The sequence below is a fragment of the Serratia sp. CY52157 genome, from assembly GCF_052168495.1.
In the GTDB taxonomy this organism is placed as follows: Bacteria; Pseudomonadota; Gammaproteobacteria; order Enterobacterales; family Enterobacteriaceae; genus Serratia; species Serratia ureilytica.
The window spans coordinates 116403-138112 of sequence record NZ_JBJNMO010000007.1 but is presented as its reverse complement, the minus strand read 5'-3'; the positions used below and the strand labels follow the sequence as shown (position 1 = coordinate 138112).

Sequence of the window (21710 nt, the reverse complement as noted above, 5' to 3'; positions counted from 1 at the left end):
TATTCCACTTAGCTGTGTGAAGGGGTTTTCTTACCGCCGCGCTCGGCGATCAGGGTGATCAAGAACAGGGCGCCGATCAAATCGAAGAAGCCCATCGCGATAAACAGCGGGTTGAAACCGAGGGTGTCGGATACCGCGCCGATCAGGAGCGTGAACAGGAAGCTGGCGATCCAGGCGCTGGAGCCGCGCATGCCGTTGACCGTCGCCATTTGGTTCTTATCGAACGATTCCACCACCAGGGCGCTGAGCATGCAGGAGATCACCTGATGGCCGAATCCGCCGATCGAGATCAACGCGATCGCCACATAGGGATCTTGGGTGATCGCCACGAACGCCAGCGACACCATCATAAAAGCGCCGGTCACCGAGCTGGCGACCACCGAGTTGACGCGGCTGCAGCCGAACCATTTGCGGTATAGCGTGGTGAGATAGCCGCTGGCGACGCTGCCGATATCCGCCGCCAGGAACGGCAGCCAGGCGAACATCGCGATCTGCTTCAGATCCATGCCGCGTTCGGTGGCCAGGTACAGCGGCACCCAGAAACTGAAGACCGCCCAGGCCGGCTCGGCGAGAAAGGCCGGGATGGCGATGCCATAGAATTTCTTGTTCTTGCACAGGCTGGCCAGCGAAGTGAAGAACGGCAGCTTCGGCAGCACCGGCTCGTTGTCTTCACGGATCAGATCCAGCTCTTGTTGGCTGAGGTTCGGGTGCTGCTGGGGCGAGTGGTAGAACAGCCACCACAGCACTACCCAGATCAGCGCCAGCCCGCCCGAGAACAGGAACGCGCCCTGCCAGCCGAAGGAGACGTGGGCGATGACGATGATCGGCGGCGCCAGCATGGCGCCGATGGAGAAACCGACGCCCGCCCAACCGGCGGCGATCGGACGCTCCTTCTTCGGGAACCAGTCGGAGATCGCCTTGGCGTTGGCCGGAGTGGCCGCCGCCTCCGCGCCCCCCATGAAGAAGCGCAAAATGGCCAGTTGCAACCAGCTGCCGGCACCGGCGTGCAGCATACACACCACCGCCCAAATGCCCGCGCAGATCAGAAAACCCATCTTCAGGCCGATGACGTCGATCAGCCAGCCGCAGATCGGCTGAAATACCGTATAGGCCAACTGGAACGACGCCACCACCCAGGCATATTGCTCGGTGCTCATGTTCAGGCTGGTTTTCAGTTCCGGCGCCAGAATGCCCAGCGAGTTGCGGGTAATGTAGTTGACCGTGACGCCCAACAAGAACAGCGCCAGCATCCACCAGCGTAGCGATTTGAACTTGCGCCGGCCGCTCTGCGCGACCGTCTGATTGATCTCCACACTCATCGGTTCTCTCCCCGCGGCCGCCCGTGACAACGACGCGCGCATTGGTAGGGTACATTGCGCTATCAAAAGGGGACGGTGAACACAGGCCAATGCCCGCCTAACAGACCGGCATTCCATCACAACCCCATGATTTATTTTTTGTTTTCTTCTTTGCACACCGTTAAAATTGGACTGACAAGTCGTTAAAATTGGTGTACCAATGCAGACTACTCAGCGATCACGCACAGCGAAACGGGGTTTTTTGCAAAGATTTTCACAGGCGGGTGAAAAAATAGTCATAATGGCCGCAGGATCCAGTCAAAGTGCTGAAAAGCCGCAGTGAAAATATTCTCATGGACGAATTTGAAGGAGATCACAAAATGAACGGAAAGCTGAAAATCCAGGAGATCGCCCGCCAAACCGGGCTGTCGATCAGCACCGTTTCCCGCGTGCTGGCGGGCAAGGCCAACACCAGCGCCGAAGCGCGCCGCAAGGTGCTGGAATGCGCGCAGCAAAACGGCATTCTACAGGGCATTTCCAGCGGCCGACTGATGTTGAACAACGTGATGGTGTTCGCGCCGCAGCGCGCGTTCGACGTGCGCACCGATATCTTCTACTACAAGGTCATTCAGGGCATCGCCGCCGCACTGATGCAGCACGAGGTGCGCATCCGTTACTGCGGCCTGGAAGAGCAGCACAGCGACGGCGCGCTGTTTCTGGAAAAAATGAGCGATCCGCACACCGAAGCGGCGCTGATCATCGGCATCGACGACGAACACATCCATACCCTGGCGGCCGATCTGCCCAAGCCCTGCGTGCTGATCAACTGCACCGATCGGCAGATGCGGCTGGACAGCGTCTCGCCGGATCATCAGCTGATTGGCGACTATTCCGCCAGCTATCTGTTCCAGCAGGGGCACAGCCATATCCTCAACCTGCAGTGTCTGCGCCGCCACACTATGGAGCTGCGGCTGGCGGGCATCCGGCAGGCCTACGCGCGGCATCATCTGCCGTTCGACGACGGCCGCCATCTGGTGACCACTTCCGGCTTCGGCAGCGAAGAGGCCGAACAGGCGCTGACTACCTACCTGAACAGCGCCCCGCTGCCGACGGCGATCCTGGCCGGCGGCGACTACATGGCGGTCGGGGCGGTCAAGGCGCTCAACAAGCTGGGGCTGAGCGTACCGGGCGACGTATCGGTGATGAGCACCGATGGCTTCAACCTGGCGGAAATACACGACGTGCCGCTGACCTCGGTACAGGTGCCGCGCGATGAGCTGGGCTACGAGGCGATCCAGCTGCTGCAGCGGCGCATGCTGCGCGCCGACGCGCCGCCGTGCAACCTGCTGCTGCATGGCCGGTTGGCGGTACGCGCCTCGGTGCGGCGCATCAGTCCCCACAAGACCACCCCGGCGGTGAGCACGCATAACCACAGGCTTTATGACGAGTAGACTACACTTAGGCTCAGTGCATTCATTCGATGAGGTAAATTTTTTGCCTAAGGAGAGCCACTATGCCAGCCCAGCGCATGCGTTCCGTTATTCCTCCCTACATGCTGCGCCGCATTATTGAACACGGTAACGCCCCGCAGCGCGACTGCGCGCTGCACACCCTGAACCACGTGCAAAGCCTGCTCGGCAACAAGCCGCTGCGTTCACCGACCGAGAAAAACGCCCGAGCCGGCGAAGCGCTCCGCGATATCTACGACGCCCAGAACGGCACCCAACTGCCCGGCAAACAGGTGCGCAAGGAGGGCCAGCCCAGCAACCACGACGTGGCGGTGGACGAGGCCTACGACTATCTCGGCGTCACCTACGATTTCTTCTGGCAGGCCTACCGGCGCAATTCGCTGGATAATAAAGGGCTGCCGCTGGTCGGCAGCGTGCACTACGGCAAGGAGTACCAGAACGCTTTCTGGAACGGCCAGCAGATGGTGTTCGGCGACGGCGACGGCGAGATCTTCAACCGTTTCACCATCGCCATCGACGTGGTCGGCCACGAGCTGGCGCACGGCGTGACCGAGAGCGAAGCCGGGCTGATCTACTACCAGCAGTCCGGCGCGCTCAACGAATCGCTGTCTGACGTGTTCGGTTCGTTGGTCAAACAATTCCACCTGCAGCAAACCGCCGATAAAGCAGACTGGCTGATCGGCGCCGGGCTGCTCGCCAAGGGCATCAAAGGCAAAGGGCTGCGCTCGATGTCAGCGCCCGGCACCGCCTACGACGACCCGCTGCTGGGCAAAGACCCGCAGCCTGCCAGCATGAAGGATTACATCCAGACCAAGGAAGACAACGGCGGCGTGCACCTCAACTCCGGCATTCCCAACCGCGCGTTCTACCTGGCGGCAACCGCGCTGGGCGGCTTCGCCTGGGAAAAAGCCGGCTACGTCTGGTATGACACGGTGTGCGACAAAGCGCTGCCGCAAAACGCCGACTTCGCCACCTTCGCCCGCGCCACGGTGAAACACGCGCAGGCGCGTTTCGATCAAAGCGTGGCGGACAAGGTGCAACAGGCCTGGCATCAGGTGGGGGTGGAGTAATGAAACCGCTGCCGACGCTCAATCAGGATACGGTCATTGAGCTGGCGCGCGAGGGAGGCTTCGCCTACATTCCCAAACTGGCGGGCCAGCGCCGCATTGCGCTGGCCGATATCACGCCGGAGCAACGGCAGCGCCTGAATCAGTTGCTGAATCAGACGCTGCCGTACGCCCAGGAAGAGGGCCAACCCAACTCCCCCGGCTGCGGCGACCAGCGCTACTACCGCGTACAGATCAACTACACCAGCCCCACCCTGAGCACCGAGATCGTGCTGTTAATCCCGGAAAGCAGCGCGCCGCAGGCGCTGGTGGATCTGTGGAAAACCGGCCAGGTGGATGAGTGAGGGCTTACAGCGGCTGATAGCTGAAATTCACCCGTTTTTTGGAGATCAGCCCGTGCCCGTTCTGGCACAGGTAATCCACCGCCCCGCAGGCCTTCAACTCTTGCAGCGGCTGCCCGCACTCCGGGCAGCTCGCCAGCTGCCGATAATCGCGCTGACAGGCGGCACAATGGTAGTGACCCGCTACCCAATTCATGGTCTGACGACAGTGCGGACAATGCGCATCCATAACGGCTCCCAGGTTAAATCGCGCCCCATGAGCGCAAGAAATAGATCCCCAACGCGGTGGTGAAGAACGACCCGACGGTGGTGATAGCGATAATGTTGGCCGCCAGCGTGGCGTTGCCGCCCATAGCGCGCGTCATCACATAGCTGCCCGAAGCGGTCGGCGTGGCGGAAAACAGGAAGATAATGCCCAGCGCCGCCCCCTGAAACCCGCACAGCCAGCCGGCCAGCGTCATCAGGAACGGCACCAGAAACAGCTTGGCCGCCGACGACAGCGCCGCCACGTTGGACGAGCGGAACATGGCGCGGAAATCCAGGCTGGCGCCGGTGCACAGCAGCGCCAACGGCAGCGACAGCGCGGAGATATAGCTGCCGGTCTGGCGGATCACGGTCGGGATGCCCAGCCCGGTTTGCGCATACAGCAGCCCGCACACCAGGCCGATGATCAGCGGATTGGTGACAATGCTGCGCAGCAGCGACAGGTGGCTGATTTTCTTGCCCTGCCCGCCCTGCAGGCTGCGCGTGAGGGTGATGACCGACAGTATGTTGAACAGGATCACGGTCACTGTCAGGTACAGCGAGGCGAGCGCAATGCCTTCGCTGCCGTAGGCGGTCATGGCGTAGGCCAAACCGACGATGGCGGTGTTGGCGCGAAACCCGCCCTGCACGAATACCCCGCGCTCACGTGGTTCTTTCACCACCCACCTGGCCGCCAGCTCCAGCAGCAGGAAGGTCGCCAGCGTGCCGACCGCGCCGAACAGCACCAGCGGCAGATTGCCGAGCAGCTGCGGATGGTTGTTGGCGATGCTGAAAAACAGCAGGCACGGCAGCGCCAGATTGAACACCAGGCGGGTCGCGCCATCGACGAAGCGGTCATCCATCAGGCGCCAATGGCGCAACAGGATCCCCAGCAGCATCATCAGCAGATTCGGCACGGTGACGTCGAACGCAAAACTCCAGGTTTCCCAGGACATGGTGTTCCTTCAGACAGGCGAGGTAATCTTCAGATAATAAAACGATTTCGGGCCAATAAAAAAGGGGCGCGGCATCACTGCCGCGCCCCTCATGAGCGATTACTTGCTCTTTTTCAGGTGGCTCATCAGGCGTTTGCGCTTACGCATCTGGGTCGGCGTCAGCAGGTTGCGTTTGCCGGCGAACGGGTTGTCGCCCTCTTTGAACTGGATGCGGATCGGCGTCCCCATCACGTTCAGCGAGCGACGGAAGTAGTTCATCAGGTAGCGCTTGTACGAATCGGCCAGATCGCTGACCTGGTTGCCGTGGATCACCACGATCGGCGGGTTGTAACCGCCGGCGTGGGCGTATTTCAGCTTCACGCGGCGGCCGCGCACCAACGGCGGCTGGTGATCGTCAACCGCCATCTGCATGATTTTGGTCAGCATCGAGGTGTTTACGCGACGGGTTGCGCACTCGTAGGCTTCCTGTACCGATTCGAACAGGTTGCCGACGCCGCTGCCGTGCAGGGCGGAAATAAAGTGCACCCGCGCGAAGTCGACGAAGCCCAGACGCAGATCGAGCATCTCTTTCACGTGCTCGCGATCTTCTTCGCTCATGCCGTCCCACTTGTTGACCGCAATCACCAGTGAGCGCCCACTATTGAGGATAAAGCCGAGCAGCGAGAGGTCCTGATCGGAGATGCCTTCACGCGCGTCAATCACCAGCAGCACCACGTTGGCGTCTTCAATCGCCTGCAGGGTCTTGATCACCGAGAATTTCTCGACGGTTTCGGTCACCTTGCCGCGTTTGCGCACCCCGGCGGTGTCGATCAGCACGTATTCGCGTTCGTCGCGCACCATCGGAATGTAGATGCTGTCGCGGGTGGTGCCCGGCATGTCATACACCACCACGCGCTCCTCGCCGAGGATACGGTTAGTGAGCGTAGACTTACCTACGTTCGGGCGGCCGACGATCGCCAGTTTGATCGGCAGATCCTGCGGATTGAACGCTTCTTCCGGCTCTTCGTCTTCTTCGCCTTCCAGCGTTTCGCCGTTTTGCTCGGCCCAGTAAGCGGCGTTGGCCTCTTCCTCGGTCAGCTCGACGTCTTCCGGTTTTTCCGGCACGAACGGCACCAGCACGTGTTCGATCAGCTGGGTCACGCCGCGGCCGTGAGAAGCGGCGATAGCGAACACTTCACCCAGACCGAGCGAGTAGAAATCGGCGGTGGCGGTGTCCGGATCCAGACCGTCGGTCTTGTTGGCCACCAGGAAGGTCGCCTTCTGGCGGCTGCGCAGGTGCTGGGCGATGCCCTGATCCGCCGGCATCAGGCCGGCGCGGGCGTCGACCATGAACAGCACGATGTCCGCTTCTTCGATCGCCAGCAGCGACTGACCGGCCATGCGCGTTTCGACGCCGTCTTCGGTGCCGTCGATGCCGCCGGTATCGACGATGATAAATTCATTGCCTTCGATTTCAGCACGACCATACTTGCGGTCACGCGTCAGCCCCGGGAAATCCGCCACCAGCGCATCACGCGTATGGGTTAAACGGTTGAACAAGGTGGATTTACCCACATTCGGGCGCCCGACCAGCGCGACGACAGGTATCATTGTTGAAGCCTCATTACTTAATAATCAATGCGTTACTGCACTGTGGATAGACACCAGCGGTGCAGCTTATAAAATACGAAACGGCCCCTGAACATTCAGGAGCCGTTTTCCCCTTCATCTTTCGCGCCACAGCGGCGTTGTCTGCGCACCTTCGCCTCGGTCACTTAGCTCACTAAGCTCCCGAGGACTCATGCGCTTGCCGCCTGGCTGCAACCCGAAATCATTCGGGTGCAAGAAGGGTTACGACGAGCGGCGTTAGCGGGTGAAAGCGTAAACTTTCCCGCCGCGAGCCTGGATGACCAGCTTGTCGCCGGCCACCATCGGCGCAGACAGGAAGCCGGAGCTGTCCACTTCCTGCTGGGCGACAAAACGGCCATCGGTGGTGTTGACCCAGTGCAGATAGCCTTCGGCGTCACCGGTCACCAGATAACCATTATACATCACCGGCGGCGTCAGGTTGCGGTGCAGCAGATCGCTTTGCGTCCACACGGTCACGCCGCCTTCGGTGCTGAGCGCCACCACGCGATCGTTCTGGTCGATCAGGTAGATGCGGCCCGCGTCGACGATGAAATCATTCACCGAACCCAGCTCGCGTTTCCAGATGATCTGACCGGAACGCAGATCCAGCGCCGTCAGGTTGCCGTTGTAACCCAGCGCGTAGACCACGCCGTCAACGATCACCGGCGTGGTGTCCACGTCGTTCAGGCGATCGATTTCGGTCGCGCCGCTCGGCTGAGAAATGCGCTGTTGCCAGATCAGTTGGCCCTGCTGCATCAGCACGGCGCTGACGCGGCCGTTGTCACCGCCGACGATGGCGGCGCCAAAGGCGACGGCCGGCGCGGATTCACCGCGCAGCGACAGCGAAGGCATGTCCAGGTTAACCGTCCACTTCACCGCGCCGTCGGCTTCGTTCAGCGCCTGCAGCATGCCGTTGGAGGTATGCACCAACACCATGCCGTCGCTGACAACCGGACGGGAGATCGCTTCGCCGGCCACTTTGGTCTGCCAGGCGATGGCGCCGTCGGCGGTGTTCAATGCGTAAACCACCGCTTTTTCGCTGCCGACGTAAACCTTGTCACCCGCAACCGTCAGGCCGCCCGACAGCAGCGCAGACAGGTTGCTGGAGAAGAAGCCGGTCTTCTCGGAAAGATTGACCTTCCATTTCTCGTTGCCGCTGTCGGCATCCATCGCTTTCACGATGCCGAAGCGATCGGCGGCGTAAATGGTGCTGTCCTGATAGGCCGGGCGCAGGTGGGAGTAATACTCACCGATACCGTCGCCCACCGAGGTGCTCCACGCCTTGTTCGGCGTAAACTGATTTTCAACTTTCGGCAACGGCGACATGGTAACCACGTCTTCTTCGCTGTTAAACAGCGAGCAACCACTCAGCAAGGCAGCGGAAACCAGTCCGACCAAGAGTGTTTTACGCAATTGCATGGGAATTCCCCTTAGCTGGACAAGTTATTCAATTTCATGCGCAGCAGAACCTGCAGCGCTTGAGAAGCGTTGGACTCAATGCCTTTGCTGTAAGCTTCGCGCGCGCCCTTGGCGTCGCCCTTCGCCAGCAGCACATCGCCGCGCACATCCTGCATCATCGCCGCCCAGCCTTCGCCTTTCACGCCATCCAGCGTTTTCAGTGCTTCATCCAGCTTTTTCTCCTGCAGCTGGACGCGCGCCAGACGCAGGTCGATCATCGCCAACAGGTTGTCGTCTTTGGTCTGGCCCTGCGCCAGCGCCAATTGTTGTTCCGCCTTGGCGAAATCATTCTGTTCGACAAAGTGCTTGGCCAACTGCAGCGCGGCCAGTACGCCGTAGCTGTTGCCGTTGGCCTGGACAAATTTCTCTGCGGCAGCCACGTCATCCGGCTTGCCGGCCGCCAGACGATCGCTGGCTTCCTGATAGGATTGCGATGCCGCCATCATGTTGGAGTTTTCATGGCTCTGCCAGTAACGCCAGCCAACCAGGGCACCAATTCCGAGCACCACGCCCACCGCCAGCGCTTTGCCGTTCTCGGCAAAGAACCGACGCAGTGCGTCGACTTGTTCGTTTTCAGTGGTATAGACTTCCACGGTGTCCTTCTCCTTAACCTAACATCAAAGCCAGACGCGCAGCGACTTCGCTTTGCGCCAGCGTTTCTTGTTCACCACTGCGCAGGTCTTTCACCACCACCTGCTGCGCCGCCACTTCGCTCTCGCCCAGGATCAGCGCGATGCGCGCGCCCCATTTGTCCGCACGGGTGATCTGCTTCTTGAAGTTGCCGCCGCCGTAATTGGTCATCAGCTTCAGCTGCGGCGCCGCGTCGCGCACCTGTTCAGCCAGCTGCATCGCCGCGCTCTGGGTGCCCGCGCCGGAAGAGATGACGTACACGTCGATAGCCGACGGCGCCTTGAATTCCGGGTTGACCGCCTGCACCAGCAGCACCAGACGCTCCAGGCCCATGGCGAAACCGACCGCCGGGGTGGCGCGGCCGCCCAACTGCTCGACCAGACCGTCGTAACGGCCGCCCGCGCAGACGGTGCCCTGCGCGCCCAAGCTGGTGGTCACCCACTCAAACACGGTGCGGTTGTAGTAATCCAGACCGCGCACCAGGCGCTCGTTAACGGTATATGGGATACCTGCCTGCGCCAAAAGTTCACACAGACCGGCGAAGTGAGCACGGGATTCTTCATCCAGGTACTCGGACAGGCGCGGCGCGTCGTTCAGCAGCGCCTGCACCTCAGGATTCTTGGAGTCCAGCACGCGCAGCGGGTTGCTGTACATGCGGCGTTTGCAGTCTTCGTCCAGCACCTCGACGTGCTGCTCCAGGAACGCCACCAGCGCATCGCGGTAGTTGGCGCGCGCCTCCAGCGAACCGATGGAGTTCAGCTCCAGCTTGACGTGCTCGGCGATGCCCAGCGCTTTCCACCAGCGGGCGGTCAGCAGGATCAGCTCGGCGTCGATATCCGGGCCTTGCAGGCCGAACACTTCCGCGCCCAGCTGATGGAACTGGCGATAGCGGCCCTTTTGCGGGCGCTCGTAGCGGAACATCGGGCCGATGTACCACAGACGCTGTTCCTGATTGTACAGCAGACCATGTTCGATGCCGGCGCGCACGCAACCGGCCGTCCCTTCCGGACGCAGCGTCAGGCTTTCGCCGTTGCGGTCTTCGAAGGTATACATCTCTTTTTCCACGACGTCGGTCACTTCGCCGATCGCGCGTTTGAATAACGGGGTCTGCTCTACAATCGGCAACCGGATTTCGCTGTAACCGTAGCCGCCCAGCACCTGCTTGAGGGTGCCTTCAATACGCTGCCATAATGCCGTTTCTTCCGGCAGGTAGTCGTTCATGCCGCGGATGGCTTGAATGTTCTTTGCCACGTGAGTTCTCTGTCCGTTGTCTGTAAAAATGAACCTGATTATAGGGACTTTGCCGCCCGGTATTCAACGCGGATGCGGTTTTCCGCCCTTCAGGTGCATAAACAAGCGGGCCAACAGGCCCGCCGTGTAGCGATAACGCTTATTTTTCCAGCAGATTGACCGTGATACGGTTGCTTTCGTCCATCATCGCGGCCTTGGCGCGAATCTTCGCTTCCAACTGGTCGATCATCTGTTCGTTGTCGAAACGCTCTTTCTGGCGCACGCCGTCTTCGTAGAAGCCGCTCTTCTTGTGGCCGCCGGTCACGCCCATGGTGGACACCAGCGCTTCGCCCGGGCCGTTCACCACGCAACCGATGATCGAGACGTCCATCGGCGTAATGATGTCTTCCAGGCGCTGCTCCAGCGCGTTCACCGTGCCGATCACGTCGAACTCCTGACGCGAACAGGTCGGGCAGGCGATGAAGTTGATGCCGCGCGCGCGGATGCGCAGCGACTTCAGAATGTCGAAACCGACCTTCACCTCTTCGACCGGATCCGCCGCCAGCGAGATGCGCAGGGTGTCGCCGATGCCTTCAGACAGCAGCATGCCCAGGCCGATGGCCGATTTGACCGACCCGCTGCGCGCGCCGCCGGCTTCGGTGATGCCCAGATGCAGCGGCTGATCGATGCGCGACGCCAGCAGACGGTAGGATTGCACCGCCAGGAACACATCCGATGCCTTGACGCTGACCTTGAACTGGTCGAAGTTGAGGCGATCGAGGATATCCACGTGGCGCATGGCGGATTCCAGCAGCGCTTCCGGCGTAGGTTCGCCGTACTTTTCCTGCAGATCTTTCTCCAGCGAACCGCCGTTGACGCCGATGCGAATCGGGATGTTCTTGTCGCGGGCGCAGTCCACCACCGAGCGAATGCGCGATTCGTTGCCGATGTTGCCCGGGTTGATGCGCAGGCAGTCCACGCCGTATTCGGCAACCTGCAGCGCGATGCGATAATCGAAGTGGATATCGGCGACCAGCGGCACGTTGACCTGCTGCTTGATCAGCTTGAACGCCTCGGCGGCGTCCATGGTAGGAACCGAAACGCGGACGATGTCGACGCCCACGCGCTCCAGCGCTTTAATCTGATTAACCGTTGCTTCAACATCGGTGGTACGGGTGTTGGTCATCGACTGCACGGCAATCGGCGCGCCATCACCAATAGGCACCTTGCCGACGTAAATGCGTGTAGATTTTCGACGGTTGATGGGCGCTTGGTTATGCATTACTTACTCTCCATTGCTGCTCTGACATCACGACCGGGGCCGCGCGATTACTGCGCGGCGACGGTCAGGCGAGCAACACGGTTTGACTTAACGAACCGGCTCAAATCAACCGGTTTACCCTGATACTGGATCTGTACTGCCGCCGGCGCGCCGATGGTCAGTTTATACGGCGCAGTGCCGGTCAGGTTCAGCTTGCCGCCCTGCTTCTGGGTGCCGCTGAACAGCGTTTTACCGCTCGCGTCGGTCACCTGCAGCCAGCAGTCGGCGGAGAAATCCATCACCAGCGCGTTCGGATCGGCCGCCGGCGCAGCCACGCCCGCATCGGCGGTCGGCAGCGGCGATTGCGCCGCCGGCGCGGTTTCCGGCAGGGTGGTCTGGCTTGGCGACACCACGGCAGGCTGTTGCTGAGCCGCGCCCGGCGTCTGGGCGGTCGCCGCCGGCGCCTGAGCCGCTGCGCCGGTATCGGCCGGCGCGGCGCTGTTGTCGGTCAACGGCACGTTGGTGCCGGCGTCGGCGTTGCCGTCCGTCAGCGGCACGGACTGCCCTTCGTTATTCTGTGAAAGCTGCGCGGAGGATTGATCGGCCATGGTGGCGATCTCTTCCTGCTGCGCCTTGTGGTTTTGCCACCACCAGGCGCCGGTCAGGCCAATCACCACGAACACGATAAGCCAGGTGAAGCTCATCAGCCAGCCGTCGCGTTTCTTGCGGCGCTTGCCCAGCGAGAAGCTTTGCATCGGCGCCACTTTCGCCATCTTCAACGGTGCCTGCTTGGCCAGCATCGGCAGCAGTTCGTCTTCCGGCAAATGCACCAGCTTGGCGTAGGAACGGATGTAGCCGCGCACGAAGGTGGACGCGAGGTCAGCGGACACGCTGTCTTCCTCGATATCGCGCACGGTGGACATTTTGAGACACAGGCGTTCTGCAACGGCCTGTTGGCTCAGCCCGAGTTGCTCACGGGCCTGACGCAGGCGCTGGCCCGTCGTCATGGATACGGTTTTATCTTGGGAGGCTTCAGTATTCATTAGCTAAGAACTGCTGGTACTGTTTGGATTGTGGAAAACTTCGCGCTAACTGCTTGCCATAGCGTTGAACGCTATCCTGACGGCCGGCTAACGCGGCGAAACGAATCTGTAACCATAAGCTGCTGGCGCTAGCCGGCAGAACATGCTGATAAACATCCAATAAAAGTTGCGACTGGGCGCGCTTCCCTTCTCCAAATTGCTTTTCGGCCTCCGCCAACAGCGGAGCGCCTTTGTCCGGATCGACTTTCAGCGCGCGGCTCAACAGCGTGCGCGCTTCATCGTTTTGTCCGGCCTTGAGAAAACAGTAACCTGCGTTTTCCAGGCTGTCGGCGACCTGACCATAATCGGGCGCCAGCGCCGCAGCGCTAAACTGCTGTTGCGCCGGTACATACTGCCCTAAACTGCAAAGAAACGCACCGTAATTATTCAGTACGGTGCCATTGCCCGGCGCAAGTTTGAGCGCTTGCCGATAACGCTGTTCAGCCGCGGCGTTTTCACCGATCCGCTGCGCGTAGAGCGCCATGCCCAACTGCGTGCGGTAATCCTGCGGGGCCGCGTCCAGCGCCTTTTCCAGGTTCTGGCGCGCGGCGTCCATGTCACCTTGCTGCAGGTACTCCAGCCCCAGCTGCAACCGCGTCTGGCCCGCCTCAGCGACCTGTGCTTCCTTTTCCGGCGATGAGCCGGAACACCCGGCCAACAACCCGACCGCCAGCCACACACCCCACAGTTTCAGCTTCATGCCCGCATTCATTTCCTTATCGGCCGTCAGCTAACGCCCATTAGCGTCAACATCTCGCATAACAGGCTGTTAGATAACAAAAAAGGTGCTATAGGATTCAGACCGCCCGTACGTTGATAGGTTCCCCGGCCATTTTCTTTTTCAGGGTACGCTTGGTACGGTCGATCACTTCACCCGCCAGTTGCCCGCAGGCGGCGTCGATATCGTCACCGCGGGTTTTACGAACAATAGTCGTAAAGCCGTATTCCATCAACACCTTGGAGAAACGATCCACCCGGCTGTTGGAGCTGCGACCGTACGGAGCGCCCGGGAACGGGTTCCATGGGATCAGGTTGATCTTGCACGGCGTGTCTTTCAGCACTTCCGCCAGCTGATGCGCATCGTCGGTGCTGTCGTTGATATGATCCAGCATCACGTACTCGACGGTGACGCGCCCCTGGTTGGCGTTGGACTTCTCCAGGTAGCGACGCACCGCGGACAGGAAGGTCTCGATGTTGTACTTGCGGTTGATCGGCACGATCTCATCGCGGATGGTGTCGTTAGGCGCGTGCAGCGAAATGGCCAGCGCCACGTCGATCATATCGCCCAGCTTGTCCAGCGCCGGCACCACGCCGGAGGTAGACAGGGTCACGCGGCGTTTGGACAGGCCAAAGCCGAAGTCGTCCAGCATGATTTCCATCGCCGGCACCACGTTGTTCAGGTTGAGCAGTGGTTCGCCCATGCCCATCATCACCACGTTGGTGATCGGGCGTTGGCCGGTCACCTTCAGCGCGCCGATGATTTTCGCCGCGCGCCACACCTGGCCGATGATTTCCGACACGCGCAGGTTGCGGTTGAAGCCCTGCTGCGCCGTCGAACAGAATTTGCACTCCAGCGCGCAACCCACCTGCGAGGAGACGCACAGCGTCGCGCGGTCGGCTTCCGGGATGTACACGGTTTCGACCTGCTGATCGCCCACCTTGATCGCCCACTTGATGGTGCCATCGGCCGAGCGCTGTTCTTCCGCCACTTCCGGCGCGCGGATTTCCGCCACGCGCTGCAGCTTGCCGCGCAGGACTTTGTTGATGTCGGTCATCTGCTCGAAATCGTCGCAGCAGTAGTGATAAATCCACTTCATCACCTGATCGGCGCGGAACGGTTTCTCGCCCATTTCGGCGAAGAACTCGCGCATTTGCTGGCGGTTCAGATCCAGCAGGTTGATTTTGGCCGCAGCCGGTTGCTCCACGTTAACGGAGGGGGTAGTCAGCGAATTATTTTCAGACACGGTGTGCTCGGACGTGATGGGTTCTAACATAATGATCTCTGGCCTCGTTATTACACGTTATGGCGCTAAAGAATGGAAAGTAAGTTGTGCATTTCAGCCCGCGAGATTCGGGTGGCGGCACTAAAAACACGCCCCTGACAAGTCGTCTTATCAGGGGCGCGGCATTGTACAAATTTTAGTAGCGGGTTTCTATGGCTGAAAGGCATTCAGGGCATTTTTATTGTTTCAGCCGGTGAATGTCTGGCTATCAGCTCAGAAACGGCACGATTAACGTGCGCAGATTTCGCTTTCGTTGAAGAAGTAAGCGATTTCACGCTGTGCGGATTCAACGGAGTCGGAACCGTGAACGGCGTTAGCGGTGAAGCTGTCCGCGTAGTCGGCGCGCAGGGTGCCGGCCAGTGCGTTGTCCGGGTTGGTTGCGCCCATGATGTCGCGGTTGCGCTGCACGGCGTTTTCAGATTCCAGAACCTGCACCATGATTGGGCCGGAGGTCATGAACTCTACCAGACCGTCGAAGAATGGGCGGCCTTTGTGCTCAGCGTAGAAGCCTTCAGCTTGCTCGCGAGTCAGACGCAGCATTTTAGCGGCGATGATTTTGAAACCGGCGCGCTCGAAACGCGCGTAGATAGCGCCGATGTCGTTGTTGGCTACAGCGTTTGGTTTAACGATGGAAAAGGTACGTTCTACGGTCATGATGGCCTCTGTATGACTTCCAAAACAGGCCGGTCTGCAATGTTGCCGGCCTTCTCAAGTGGCGCAGATTATATGTGCGCCGTTAACGCTTGCCTACGGGAAAATCAACATTTCATTAAAAAAATATGATCTTCCTGCGGCATTTCCGACCACGCGCCGCGTTACTGGGTCTTGTCGGTGGACGGGATCAAATTGCGCAGCCAGCTGCCCCAGCGGCGCTGATAAAACGGCTGCGTATGGGCGATCAGGTAGTGGCTGATGCCGCGCTCTTTCTCCGACACCAGGCAGAAATCGACCGGTTCGTCATTCGGCGCCGTTTCGCTGGCGACGCTGCCGGCCTCGTTGATCAACGCCTCGATCTCCGCCGGTTCTGCATCCACTTCCAGCCCGATCAGCAGATTCGGCTTCTCGTCCGCCGCCTGGTCGTGCATCAGCGCCAGAAACGCGCGGCGCACCGGTTTGCGCTGGCTGAACAGCGTGGTCAGCGCATCCACCATCGCCGACGGGTACTCTTCGGGCTGCCCCAACAGGATTTGGGTCTCTTTGTCAACGTAATGCTCAACCGGTTTGACGACGCCGCCGGTCGCCAGCAGCATCGCCACCTCTTCCGGGTAGAACTCTTTGCCGTATTCCGCCTTCGGGTTGAGGAACAGATCCGCGCCTTGGGTGATTTCAAACAGCACCCGCGCCGGCATGGCGATGAACGGCTGTTCGTCCTCAACGGCCTTCTGCAACGCGTCCAGCGAGGTGAAGAACGGAATGATGCTGCCGCCGTCCTGCTTTTCCCAATGCTGGATATTGACCGGCGTATCCGCGTTCAGCGTGATGTCGCCGTCCTGCTGCACCTGCTCGCTGTCGCCGAGGATCAGCACCGTGGCGTCGAGCAGTTCACGGAAGAACGCCGGACGGTGGGCCGGCTCCGTCACCGCCAGCTTCAGCAGGCGTTCAAGCTCGTTCTCGCTCGGGGCGGCATCGTGATGATGGGAACTCATGGCAAACTCCAGGGATCAAATAGCGAGGCCCAGCATGCTGGGCCCCGAAGATAATGCGCATTCTAGCGCCCGACGCGGCGGGCGTTCAATTATTTGGCTTTGCTCAGCAACAGATTGGCCAGGGTGCGCACGCCCAGCCCGGTCGCGCCGGCCGACCACTGATCCACCGCGCCTTTGCGGTAGGTGGCGGAACAGTCGATGTGCAACCAGCCTTGCTGGTAGTTCTTAACGAAATGCGACAGGAAGGCCGCCGCGGTGCTGGCGCCGGCGGTGTAGGCCGGGCCGGCCACGTTGTTCAGCTCGGCGAAGTTGGACGGCAGCTGGCTGCGGTGGAACTCGGCCAGCGGCAGACGCCAGAACGGCTCGTGCTCGGCGGCGGCGCTGCTCAGCAGCTCTTGCGCCAGCGCGTCGTCGAAGCTGAACAGCGCGTGATAGTCGTTGCCTACCGCCGTTTTCGCCGCGCCGGTCAGGGTGGCGCAGTCGATAATCAGCTGCGGGTTCTGCTCAGAAGCGTCGATCAGGCCGTCGGCCAGCACCAGGCGCCCTTCCGCATCGGTGTTCATCACCTCAACGGTTTTGCCGTTGCGGTAGCGAATGATGTCGCCCAGTTTGAAGGCGTTGCCGCTGACCATGTTGTCGGCGCAGCACAGGTACAGCTTCACGCGCTGCTTCAGGCCGCGCGCCGCCGCCAGCGCCAGGGCGCCGGTGATAGTGGCCGCGCCGCCCATGTCGGATTTCATCGAATCCATGAAGGCGCTCTGCTTCAGGCTGTAGCCGCCGCTGTCGAAAGTGATGCCCTTGCCGACCAGGCAAGCGAACACCGGCGCATCCGGGTTACCGGTCGGGTTGAAGTCCAATGCCAGCAGCACCGGCGGACGTTCGGAGCCGCGGCCGACGGTGTGGATGCCGGCATAGTTCTGCTCGCGCAGATCTTCGCCCTTGGTGATGCGGTAGCTGACGGCATCGCAGCCGACGTCGCACATCAGATCGACGGCGCGGGTCGCCAGTTGCTCCGGCCCCAGCTCTTCCGCCGGCATGTTGATGGTGTCACGCACCCAGTCGACGATCTTCAGGCGCTTATCCAGCTCCTGACGCGCGGCTTCCGGCAGTTCGGCCCATTCGACGTTGCGCTGCCCTTTCGGCCCGCGATAGCCTTGCCAGAACGCCCAGCTGTTTTCCAAATCCCAACCGTCGCCGGCCAGCTTGACGTTTTTGATGCCCTGGCCGTCAATTTTGCGGCCCGCGCGCTGGATCGCGCCCAGCTTGTCGGCCCCGGTCAGGTGGATAGTCATCCCTTCACCGTTGGTGCTCAGCAGCGCTTTCTCGCCCCAGCGGGCGTCGGCAGGTTGTTGCGACAGCGTGACCTGCATGAATTCAGTTGTCATAGCCTTCTTACTCCGGATGTTCCCTTTATTATTTCATTAGGGCTTTATTGCATACCCTATGGATTTCAAATTGCAGCTAGGCGCCCAGCGATCTCATCCCCAGGAGCTTACTCAGGTAAGTGACTGGGGTGTGATCGTGCAGGTAACAACGCTGCGGTTTGAAAGACGACGGGTATGTCGGATACAAAATAAACGGGCCGCCCATGGCAGCCCGTTACGCTATTTACTCCGCTTCATCTAACCAGACCAGCAGGATCGCTTCCAGTATTTTTTCGTTGGAAGCCTGCGGATCGTCATCGAACTCTTCCAGATCGCAGATCCACTGATGCATGTCGGTAAAACGCACGGTTTTCGGATCGGTGTCCGGGTATTGGTCGTACAGGGCTTCGCCGATTTCACGGCTGTCGGTCCACTTCAGTCCCATTATGATCTCCGGGTTGACGCTGCGGCTAACAATTAATGCTCACGCGCGTGGTTGACGGTGTAGCGCGGCATTTCGACCACCAGATCTTCGTCGGCGACCAGCGCCTGGCAGCTCAGACGGCTTTCCGGCTCCAGCCCCCACGCTTTGTCCAGCATGTCGTCTTCCAGCTCGCTGCTCTCTTCCAGCGAATCGAAGCCTTCACGCACGATGCAGTGGCAGGTGGTGCAGGCGCAGGATTTCTCGCAGGCGTGCTCGATTTCAATGCCGTTGCGCAGCGCAACGTTGAGGATCGACTCCCCTTTTTCGGCTTCCAGAACCGCCCCTTCCGGGCACAGATCTTGATGGGGCAGGAAAACAATTTTAGGCATGGTTAAACCTCATCCACAGAATGGCCAGCCAGCGCGCGGCGAATGGAAGCATCCATGCGGCGCGCGGCAAAATCTTGCGTTTGTGCATCTAATGTTTTGATGGCGTCTTCGATAGCGGCGGGGTCTTCACCCTGCACCGCCTGCTGCAACGCCTGGGTCGCGGCGGCGATCGCCTGGCTTTCCGCCTCGCTCAGCAGCGCGGCGTCGGTGGCCAGCGCGCCCTGCAGGCTTTCCAGCACCCGCGCGGCTTCCACGCGTTGCTCCGCCAGCTTGCGCGCGCCCACGTCGCTTTGCGCGTTGGCCATCGAATCCTTGATCATGCCGGCGATTTCGCTGTCCGACAGGCCGTACGACGGCTTGACCTGGATCGAGGCTTCGACGCCGGTGGATTTCTCCATCGCGGTGACGCTCAGCAGGCCGTCGGCATCCACCTGGAAGGTGACGCGAATATGCGCGCCCCCGGCAGGCAATGGCGGCAGGCCGCGCAGCGTGAAGCGCGCCAGCGAACGGCAATCCTGCACCAGCTCGCGCTCGCCCTGCAGCACGTGGATCATCATCGCGCTCTGGCCGTCTTTAAAGGTGGTGAACTCCTGCGCGCGCGCCACCGGAATGGTGGTATTGCGCGGGATCACTTTCTCCACCAGGCCGCCCATGGTTTCGAGGCCCAGCGACAGCGGGATCACGTCCAGCAGCAGCATGTCGCTGTCCGGCTTGTTGCCCACCAGAATGTCGGCCTGGATCGCGGCGCCGATGGCGACCACTTTATCCGGATCGATCGACGTCAGCGGCGTGCGGCCGAAGAAGGCGCCCACCTGCTCACGCACCAGCGGCACGCGGGTGGAACCGCCGACCATCACCGCTTCCAGCACCTCGTCGGCGGCGACGCCGGCGTCTTTCAGCGCGCGGCGGCAGGCCATCAGCGTGCGTTTCACCAACGGAGCGATCAGCACTTCAAACTGGGCGCGGGTCACTTCACCCTGCCAGCCGGCCACCTCGACGCGCACGCTGTCGGCATCGCTCAACGCGATTTTGGCGGCGATGGCGGCATCCAGCAGTTGGCGCTGCACGCCGTGGTCGCTGCGATCGGCCACGCCGGCCTGCTCGCGCAGCCAGTCGGCCAACAGGTGATCGAAGTCGTCGCCGCCCAGCGCGGAATCGCCGCCGGTGGCCAGCACTTCGAACACGCCGCGGCTGAGGCGCAGAATGGAGATATCAAAGGTGCCGCCGCCCAGATCGTAAACCGCGATCACCCCTTCCTGGCCGGAATCCAGCCCGTAGGCGATCGCGGCCGCGGTCGGTTCGTTCAGCAGACGCAGGACGTGCAGGCCGGCCAGACGCGCCGCGTCTTTGGTGCCCTGGCGCTGCGCGTCGTCAAAGTAAGCGGGAACGGTGATCACCACACCGTCCAGCTCACCTTCCAGCGCCGCTTGCGCGCGCGCGGACAGGGCCCGCAGGATATCGGCGGAGACGCCGACCGGGTTAACCGCGCCGGCGGCGGTGACGATCAGCGGCAGGCCGTTGTCGCTGGCTTGGAATTGGTACGGCAGGTTCGGGTAACGTTGCTGCACGTCCGCCAACGAGCGGCCCATCATGCGTTTGATGGAGCTGACGGTATTGGCCGGATCCTGCGCCGCCTGTTGGCGCGCCTCCCAGCCGACGCGCTGCGCGTCCGCCTGATAATGCACTACCGAAGGCAGCAAATGGCGACCCTGTTCGTCGGCCAGCGTTTCCGCTTGCCCGCTGCGCACCGTGGCGACCAGCGAGTTGGTGGTGCCCAAGTCGATGCCGGCGGCCAGACGTCGCTGGTGCGGCGCGGCGCTGAGGCCAGGCTCACTAATTTGTAATAAGGCCATGTTGAAGCTTCCACAATCAGAATCAGAAGGTGTTACTCAAAACCCAGCAGTTTTTCTTCGAGTTGTTCAACCTGTTGCTGGAGTTTGTCCAAGAAGCGCAGCTTGCGCACGGTGTCGGCGGCGTCCGCCCACTGTTCACTGTCCAACTGCTGCAGCATCAGCGCGCTGCGCTGTTTGACCGAGGCGGCCAGCCGCGCGCCGAAATCGGCCAGCAGGCTTTCCGCCTCCGGCTTGCGCTCAATGGCGTCGAGCTCTTCGCGCAGTTCCAGCTGTTCCATCAGGAACGCGGTGTCGCGCATCGTATGCTGTTCGTTGCCCAGATCGAAGCCGTGCAACGATAGCATATACTCCGCGCGTTTTAACGGGTGCTTCAGCGCCTGGTAGGCTTCGTTGATGGTCGCCGCCTGCTGCAACGCCATCAGGCGTTCGCGCTCCGGCTGGTTGGCGAAACGATCGGGGTGGAATTGGCGCTGCAGATCCTGGAAGCGGGACGCAAGCAGGCTGCCGTCCACGGTGTAGCGAACTGGCAGCCCGAATAAAGTAAAGTAATCCATAGCGTGCTCTGGGCGTTAGCGGATGAAGTTCCCCCGCCGAAACGGGGGAGCACGATGGACTGTCAGACGTTGAAACTCTCGCCGCAGCCGCACTCGCTTGAGACGTTCGGGTTGTTGAACTTGAAGCCTTCGTTCAGGCCTTCCTTAACGAAATCAAGCTCGGTGCCGTCAAGGTAGACCAGGCTCTTGCCGTCGATGATCACCTTGATGCCTTTGTCTTCAAACACGATGTCGTCATCGTTGGCTTCGTCAACAAATTCCAGCACGTACGCCATCCCGGAGCAGCCGGAAGTTCGCACTCCCAGACGCAGGCCGAGACCTTTGCCGCGGTTCGTCAAAAACGCCTGAACACGCTGCGCAGCGCTGTCGCTCATGGTAATAGACATCACAACCTCACACTTCACATCAAAGCCCGGCGCGGCCGGGCCGACTCAGACAAATTACTTGGCGCTATGCTTGCTCTTATAGTCAGCAATCGCTGCTTTGATGGCGTCTTCAGCCAGGATCGAGCAGTGAATTTTGACCGGCGGCAATTCCAGCTCTTCGGCGATCTGGGTGTTTTTGATCGCTTCAGCCTGATCGAGCGACTTGCCTTTCATCCATTCGGTCACCAGCGAGCTGGAGGCGATGGCGGAACCGCAGCCGTAAGTTTTGAAGCGCGCGTCTTCGATGATGCCTTCATCGTTAACCTTGATTTGCAGCTTCATCACGTCGCCGCAAGCCGGCGCCCCTACCATGCCGCTGCCGACGGTAGGATCTTCGTTGTCGAAAGAACCCACGTTACGCGGGTTTTCATAATGATCGATTACTTTTTCGCTGTAAGCCATGACCTTG

Annotated in this window: 23 protein-coding genes; 3 read left to right on the top strand and 20 right to left on the bottom strand. The window is 60.8% G+C overall.

What is annotated here, in order from left to right:
• Positions 1–8 precede the first annotated feature (8 nt).
• The gene (locus ACJ8IP_RS20640; RefSeq protein ID WP_198793319.1) at positions 9–1319 is read right to left on the bottom strand and encodes an MFS transporter; all 1311 of its coding nucleotides are present in this window, start codon (positions 1317–1319) and stop codon (positions 9–11) included.
• A 359-nt stretch (positions 1320–1678) separates the two neighbouring features.
• On the opposite strand from ACJ8IP_RS20640, the gene ACJ8IP_RS20635 reads away from it, so the two are divergent.
• From ACJ8IP_RS20635 to ACJ8IP_RS20625, 3 genes are all read left to right on the top strand, one after another.
• On the top strand, positions 1679–2749 hold the full coding sequence (locus ACJ8IP_RS20635; RefSeq protein ID WP_164106893.1) for a LacI family DNA-binding transcriptional regulator: 1071 nt from the start codon (positions 1679–1681) through the stop codon (positions 2747–2749).
• A gap of 62 nt (positions 2750–2811) precedes the next feature.
• Positions 2812–3837: a M4 family metallopeptidase gene (locus ACJ8IP_RS20630; RefSeq protein WP_033644087.1), complete on the top strand. Its 1026-nt coding sequence runs from the start codon at positions 2812–2814 to the stop codon at positions 3835–3837.
• Positions 3837–4178 carry a protealysin inhibitor emfourin gene (locus tag ACJ8IP_RS20625; protein WP_016929750.1) on the top strand — a complete coding sequence of 114 codons (342 nt, stop codon included), beginning with the start codon at positions 3837–3839 and terminating at the stop codon, positions 4176–4178. The genes ACJ8IP_RS20630 and ACJ8IP_RS20625 overlap by 1 nt, the downstream gene beginning before the upstream one ends.
• Positions 4179–4182: 4 nt before the next feature.
• Here the strand turns inward: ACJ8IP_RS20625 and ACJ8IP_RS20620 are convergent, their stop codons facing one another.
• The 19 genes from ACJ8IP_RS20620 to iscU all read right to left on the bottom strand — a co-directional run bounded on the left by ACJ8IP_RS20620 (position 4183) and on the right by iscU (position 21703).
• Positions 4183–4404: a zinc ribbon domain-containing protein gene (locus ACJ8IP_RS20620; protein ID WP_004941446.1), complete on the bottom strand. Its 222-nt coding sequence runs from the start codon at positions 4402–4404 to the stop codon at positions 4183–4185.
• Between the two features lie 13 nt (positions 4405–4417).
• Positions 4418–5374: an AEC family transporter gene (locus tag ACJ8IP_RS20615; protein WP_164106891.1), complete on the bottom strand. Its 957-nt coding sequence runs from the start codon at positions 5372–5374 to the stop codon at positions 4418–4420.
• Positions 5375–5473: 99 nt separating this feature from the next.
• Positions 5474–6964 carry a ribosome biogenesis GTPase Der gene (gene der, locus ACJ8IP_RS20610; protein WP_004941442.1) on the bottom strand — a complete coding sequence of 497 codons (1491 nt, stop codon included), beginning with the start codon at positions 6962–6964 and terminating at the stop codon, positions 5474–5476.
• Positions 6965–7219: 255 nt separating this feature from the next.
• Positions 7220–8401 carry an outer membrane protein assembly factor BamB gene (bamB, locus tag ACJ8IP_RS20605; RefSeq protein WP_046687651.1) on the bottom strand — a complete coding sequence of 394 codons (1182 nt, stop codon included), beginning with the start codon at positions 8399–8401 and terminating at the stop codon, positions 7220–7222.
• 11 nt (positions 8402–8412) lie between these two features.
• Complete coding sequence (locus ACJ8IP_RS20600; protein ID WP_033635592.1) at positions 8413–9033, bottom strand: YfgM family protein; 621 nt, start codon at positions 9031–9033, stop codon at positions 8413–8415.
• A 13-nt stretch (positions 9034–9046) separates the two neighbouring features.
• The gene (hisS, locus tag ACJ8IP_RS20595; RefSeq protein WP_025303909.1) at positions 9047–10321 is read right to left on the bottom strand and encodes a histidine--tRNA ligase; all 1275 of its coding nucleotides are present in this window, start codon (positions 10319–10321) and stop codon (positions 9047–9049) included.
• 139 nt (positions 10322–10460) lie between these two features.
• Positions 10461–11582 (bottom strand): flavodoxin-dependent (E)-4-hydroxy-3-methylbut-2-enyl-diphosphate synthase, encoded by a 1122-nt coding sequence (gene ispG / locus ACJ8IP_RS20590; RefSeq protein ID WP_016929756.1) that lies wholly within the window; start codon positions 11580–11582, stop codon positions 10461–10463.
• Positions 11583–11629: 47 nt separating this feature from the next.
• Entirely contained in the window at positions 11630–12604 is a 975-nt protein-coding gene (gene rodZ, locus ACJ8IP_RS20585; protein ID WP_033644090.1) for a cytoskeleton protein RodZ, read from the bottom strand.
• A complete protein-coding gene (gene pilW / locus ACJ8IP_RS20580; RefSeq protein ID WP_033644344.1) occupies positions 12594–13343 on the bottom strand; it encodes a type IV pilus biogenesis/stability protein PilW in 750 nt (249 codons plus the stop codon). Before pilW ends, rodZ begins: the two co-directional genes overlap by 11 nt.
• 97 nt (positions 13344–13440) lie before the next feature.
• Positions 13441–14637: a bifunctional tRNA (adenosine(37)-C2)-methyltransferase TrmG/ribosomal RNA large subunit methyltransferase RlmN gene (locus ACJ8IP_RS20575; RefSeq protein WP_004941426.1), complete on the bottom strand. Its 1197-nt coding sequence runs from the start codon at positions 14635–14637 to the stop codon at positions 13441–13443.
• A gap of 237 nt (positions 14638–14874) precedes the next feature.
• Positions 14875–15300, bottom strand: coding sequence for a nucleoside-diphosphate kinase (gene ndk, locus ACJ8IP_RS20570; protein ID WP_004941424.1), 426 nt, complete (start codon positions 15298–15300; stop codon positions 14875–14877).
• A 161-nt stretch (positions 15301–15461) separates the two neighbouring features.
• Complete coding sequence (sseB, locus tag ACJ8IP_RS20565; RefSeq protein WP_060660349.1) at positions 15462–16292, bottom strand: enhanced serine sensitivity protein SseB; 831 nt, start codon at positions 16290–16292, stop codon at positions 15462–15464.
• Positions 16293–16381: 89 nt separating this feature from the next.
• The gene (gene pepB / locus ACJ8IP_RS20560) at positions 16382–17677 is read right to left on the bottom strand and encodes an aminopeptidase PepB (RefSeq protein WP_033632327.1); all 1296 of its coding nucleotides are present in this window, start codon (positions 17675–17677) and stop codon (positions 16382–16384) included.
• Positions 17678–17900: 223 nt separating this feature from the next.
• Positions 17901–18101, bottom strand: coding sequence for a Fe-S cluster assembly protein IscX (gene iscX / locus ACJ8IP_RS20555; protein ID WP_006327336.1), 201 nt, complete (start codon positions 18099–18101; stop codon positions 17901–17903).
• A 32-nt stretch (positions 18102–18133) separates the two neighbouring features.
• Positions 18134–18469 (bottom strand): ISC system 2Fe-2S type ferredoxin, encoded by a 336-nt coding sequence (gene fdx / locus ACJ8IP_RS20550; protein ID WP_004941417.1) that lies wholly within the window; start codon positions 18467–18469, stop codon positions 18134–18136.
• A 2-nt stretch (positions 18470–18471) separates the two neighbouring features.
• The gene (hscA, locus tag ACJ8IP_RS20545; RefSeq protein WP_273974480.1) at positions 18472–20322 is read right to left on the bottom strand and encodes a Fe-S protein assembly chaperone HscA; all 1851 of its coding nucleotides are present in this window, start codon (positions 20320–20322) and stop codon (positions 18472–18474) included.
• Positions 20323–20354: 32 nt separating this feature from the next.
• The gene (gene hscB / locus ACJ8IP_RS20540) at positions 20355–20876 is read right to left on the bottom strand and encodes a co-chaperone HscB (protein ID WP_033644094.1); all 522 of its coding nucleotides are present in this window, start codon (positions 20874–20876) and stop codon (positions 20355–20357) included.
• A gap of 62 nt (positions 20877–20938) precedes the next feature.
• The gene (gene iscA, locus ACJ8IP_RS20535; protein WP_004941410.1) at positions 20939–21262 is read right to left on the bottom strand and encodes an iron-sulfur cluster assembly protein IscA; all 324 of its coding nucleotides are present in this window, start codon (positions 21260–21262) and stop codon (positions 20939–20941) included.
• A gap of 54 nt (positions 21263–21316) precedes the next feature.
• A complete protein-coding gene (iscU, locus tag ACJ8IP_RS20530; RefSeq protein ID WP_004941408.1) occupies positions 21317–21703 on the bottom strand; it encodes a Fe-S cluster assembly scaffold IscU in 387 nt (128 codons plus the stop codon).
• Positions 21704–21710 lie beyond the last annotated feature (7 nt).

What these genes read in the sequence shown, in the direction of transcription:
- ACJ8IP_RS20640 (WP_198793319.1), bottom strand. Translation starts at nt 1,319, where the DNA reads ATGAGTGTGGAGATCAATCAGACGGTCGCGCAGAGCGGCCGGCGCAAG.
- ACJ8IP_RS20635 (WP_164106893.1), top strand. Translation starts at nt 1,679, where the DNA reads ATGAACGGAAAGCTGAAAATCCAGGAGATCGCCCGCCAAACCGGGCTG.
- ACJ8IP_RS20630 (WP_033644087.1), top strand. Translation starts at nt 2,812, where the DNA reads ATGCCAGCCCAGCGCATGCGTTCCGTTATTCCTCCCTACATGCTGCGC.
- ACJ8IP_RS20625 (WP_016929750.1), top strand. Translation starts at nt 3,837, where the DNA reads ATGAAACCGCTGCCGACGCTCAATCAGGATACGGTCATTGAGCTGGCG.
- ACJ8IP_RS20620 (WP_004941446.1), bottom strand. Translation starts at nt 4,404, where the DNA reads ATGGATGCGCATTGTCCGCACTGTCGTCAGACCATGAATTGGGTAGCG.
- ACJ8IP_RS20615 (WP_164106891.1), bottom strand. Translation starts at nt 5,374, where the DNA reads ATGTCCTGGGAAACCTGGAGTTTTGCGTTCGACGTCACCGTGCCGAAT.
- der (WP_004941442.1), bottom strand. Translation starts at nt 6,964, where the DNA reads ATGATACCTGTCGTCGCGCTGGTCGGGCGCCCGAATGTGGGTAAATCC.
- bamB (WP_046687651.1), bottom strand. Translation starts at nt 8,401, where the DNA reads ATGCAATTGCGTAAAACACTCTTGGTCGGACTGGTTTCCGCTGCCTTG.
- ispG (WP_016929756.1), bottom strand. Translation starts at nt 11,582, where the DNA reads ATGCATAACCAAGCGCCCATCAACCGTCGAAAATCTACACGCATTTAC.
- rodZ (WP_033644090.1), bottom strand. Translation starts at nt 12,604, where the DNA reads ATGAATACTGAAGCCTCCCAAGATAAAACCGTATCCATGACGACGGGC.
- pilW (WP_033644344.1), bottom strand. Translation starts at nt 13,343, where the DNA reads ATGAAGCTGAAACTGTGGGGTGTGTGGCTGGCGGTCGGGTTGTTGGCC.
- ACJ8IP_RS20575 (WP_004941426.1), bottom strand. Translation starts at nt 14,637, where the DNA reads ATGTTAGAACCCATCACGTCCGAGCACACCGTGTCTGAAAATAATTCG.
- ndk (WP_004941424.1), bottom strand. Translation starts at nt 15,300, where the DNA reads ATGACCGTAGAACGTACCTTTTCCATCGTTAAACCAAACGCTGTAGCC.
- sseB (WP_060660349.1), bottom strand. Translation starts at nt 16,292, where the DNA reads ATGAGTTCCCATCATCACGATGCCGCCCCGAGCGAGAACGAGCTTGAA.
- pepB (WP_033632327.1), bottom strand. Translation starts at nt 17,677, where the DNA reads ATGACAACTGAATTCATGCAGGTCACGCTGTCGCAACAACCTGCCGAC.
- iscX (WP_006327336.1), bottom strand. Translation starts at nt 18,101, where the DNA reads ATGGGACTGAAGTGGACCGACAGCCGTGAAATCGGCGAAGCCCTGTAC.
- fdx (WP_004941417.1), bottom strand. Translation starts at nt 18,469, where the DNA reads ATGCCTAAAATTGTTTTCCTGCCCCATCAAGATCTGTGCCCGGAAGGG.
- hscA (WP_273974480.1), bottom strand. Translation starts at nt 20,322, where the DNA reads ATGGCCTTATTACAAATTAGTGAGCCTGGCCTCAGCGCCGCGCCGCAC.
- hscB (WP_033644094.1), bottom strand. Translation starts at nt 20,876, where the DNA reads ATGGATTACTTTACTTTATTCGGGCTGCCAGTTCGCTACACCGTGGAC.
- iscA (WP_004941410.1), bottom strand. Translation starts at nt 21,262, where the DNA reads ATGTCTATTACCATGAGCGACAGCGCTGCGCAGCGTGTTCAGGCGTTT.
- iscU (WP_004941408.1), bottom strand. Translation starts at nt 21,703, where the DNA reads ATGGCTTACAGCGAAAAAGTAATCGATCATTATGAAAACCCGCGTAAC.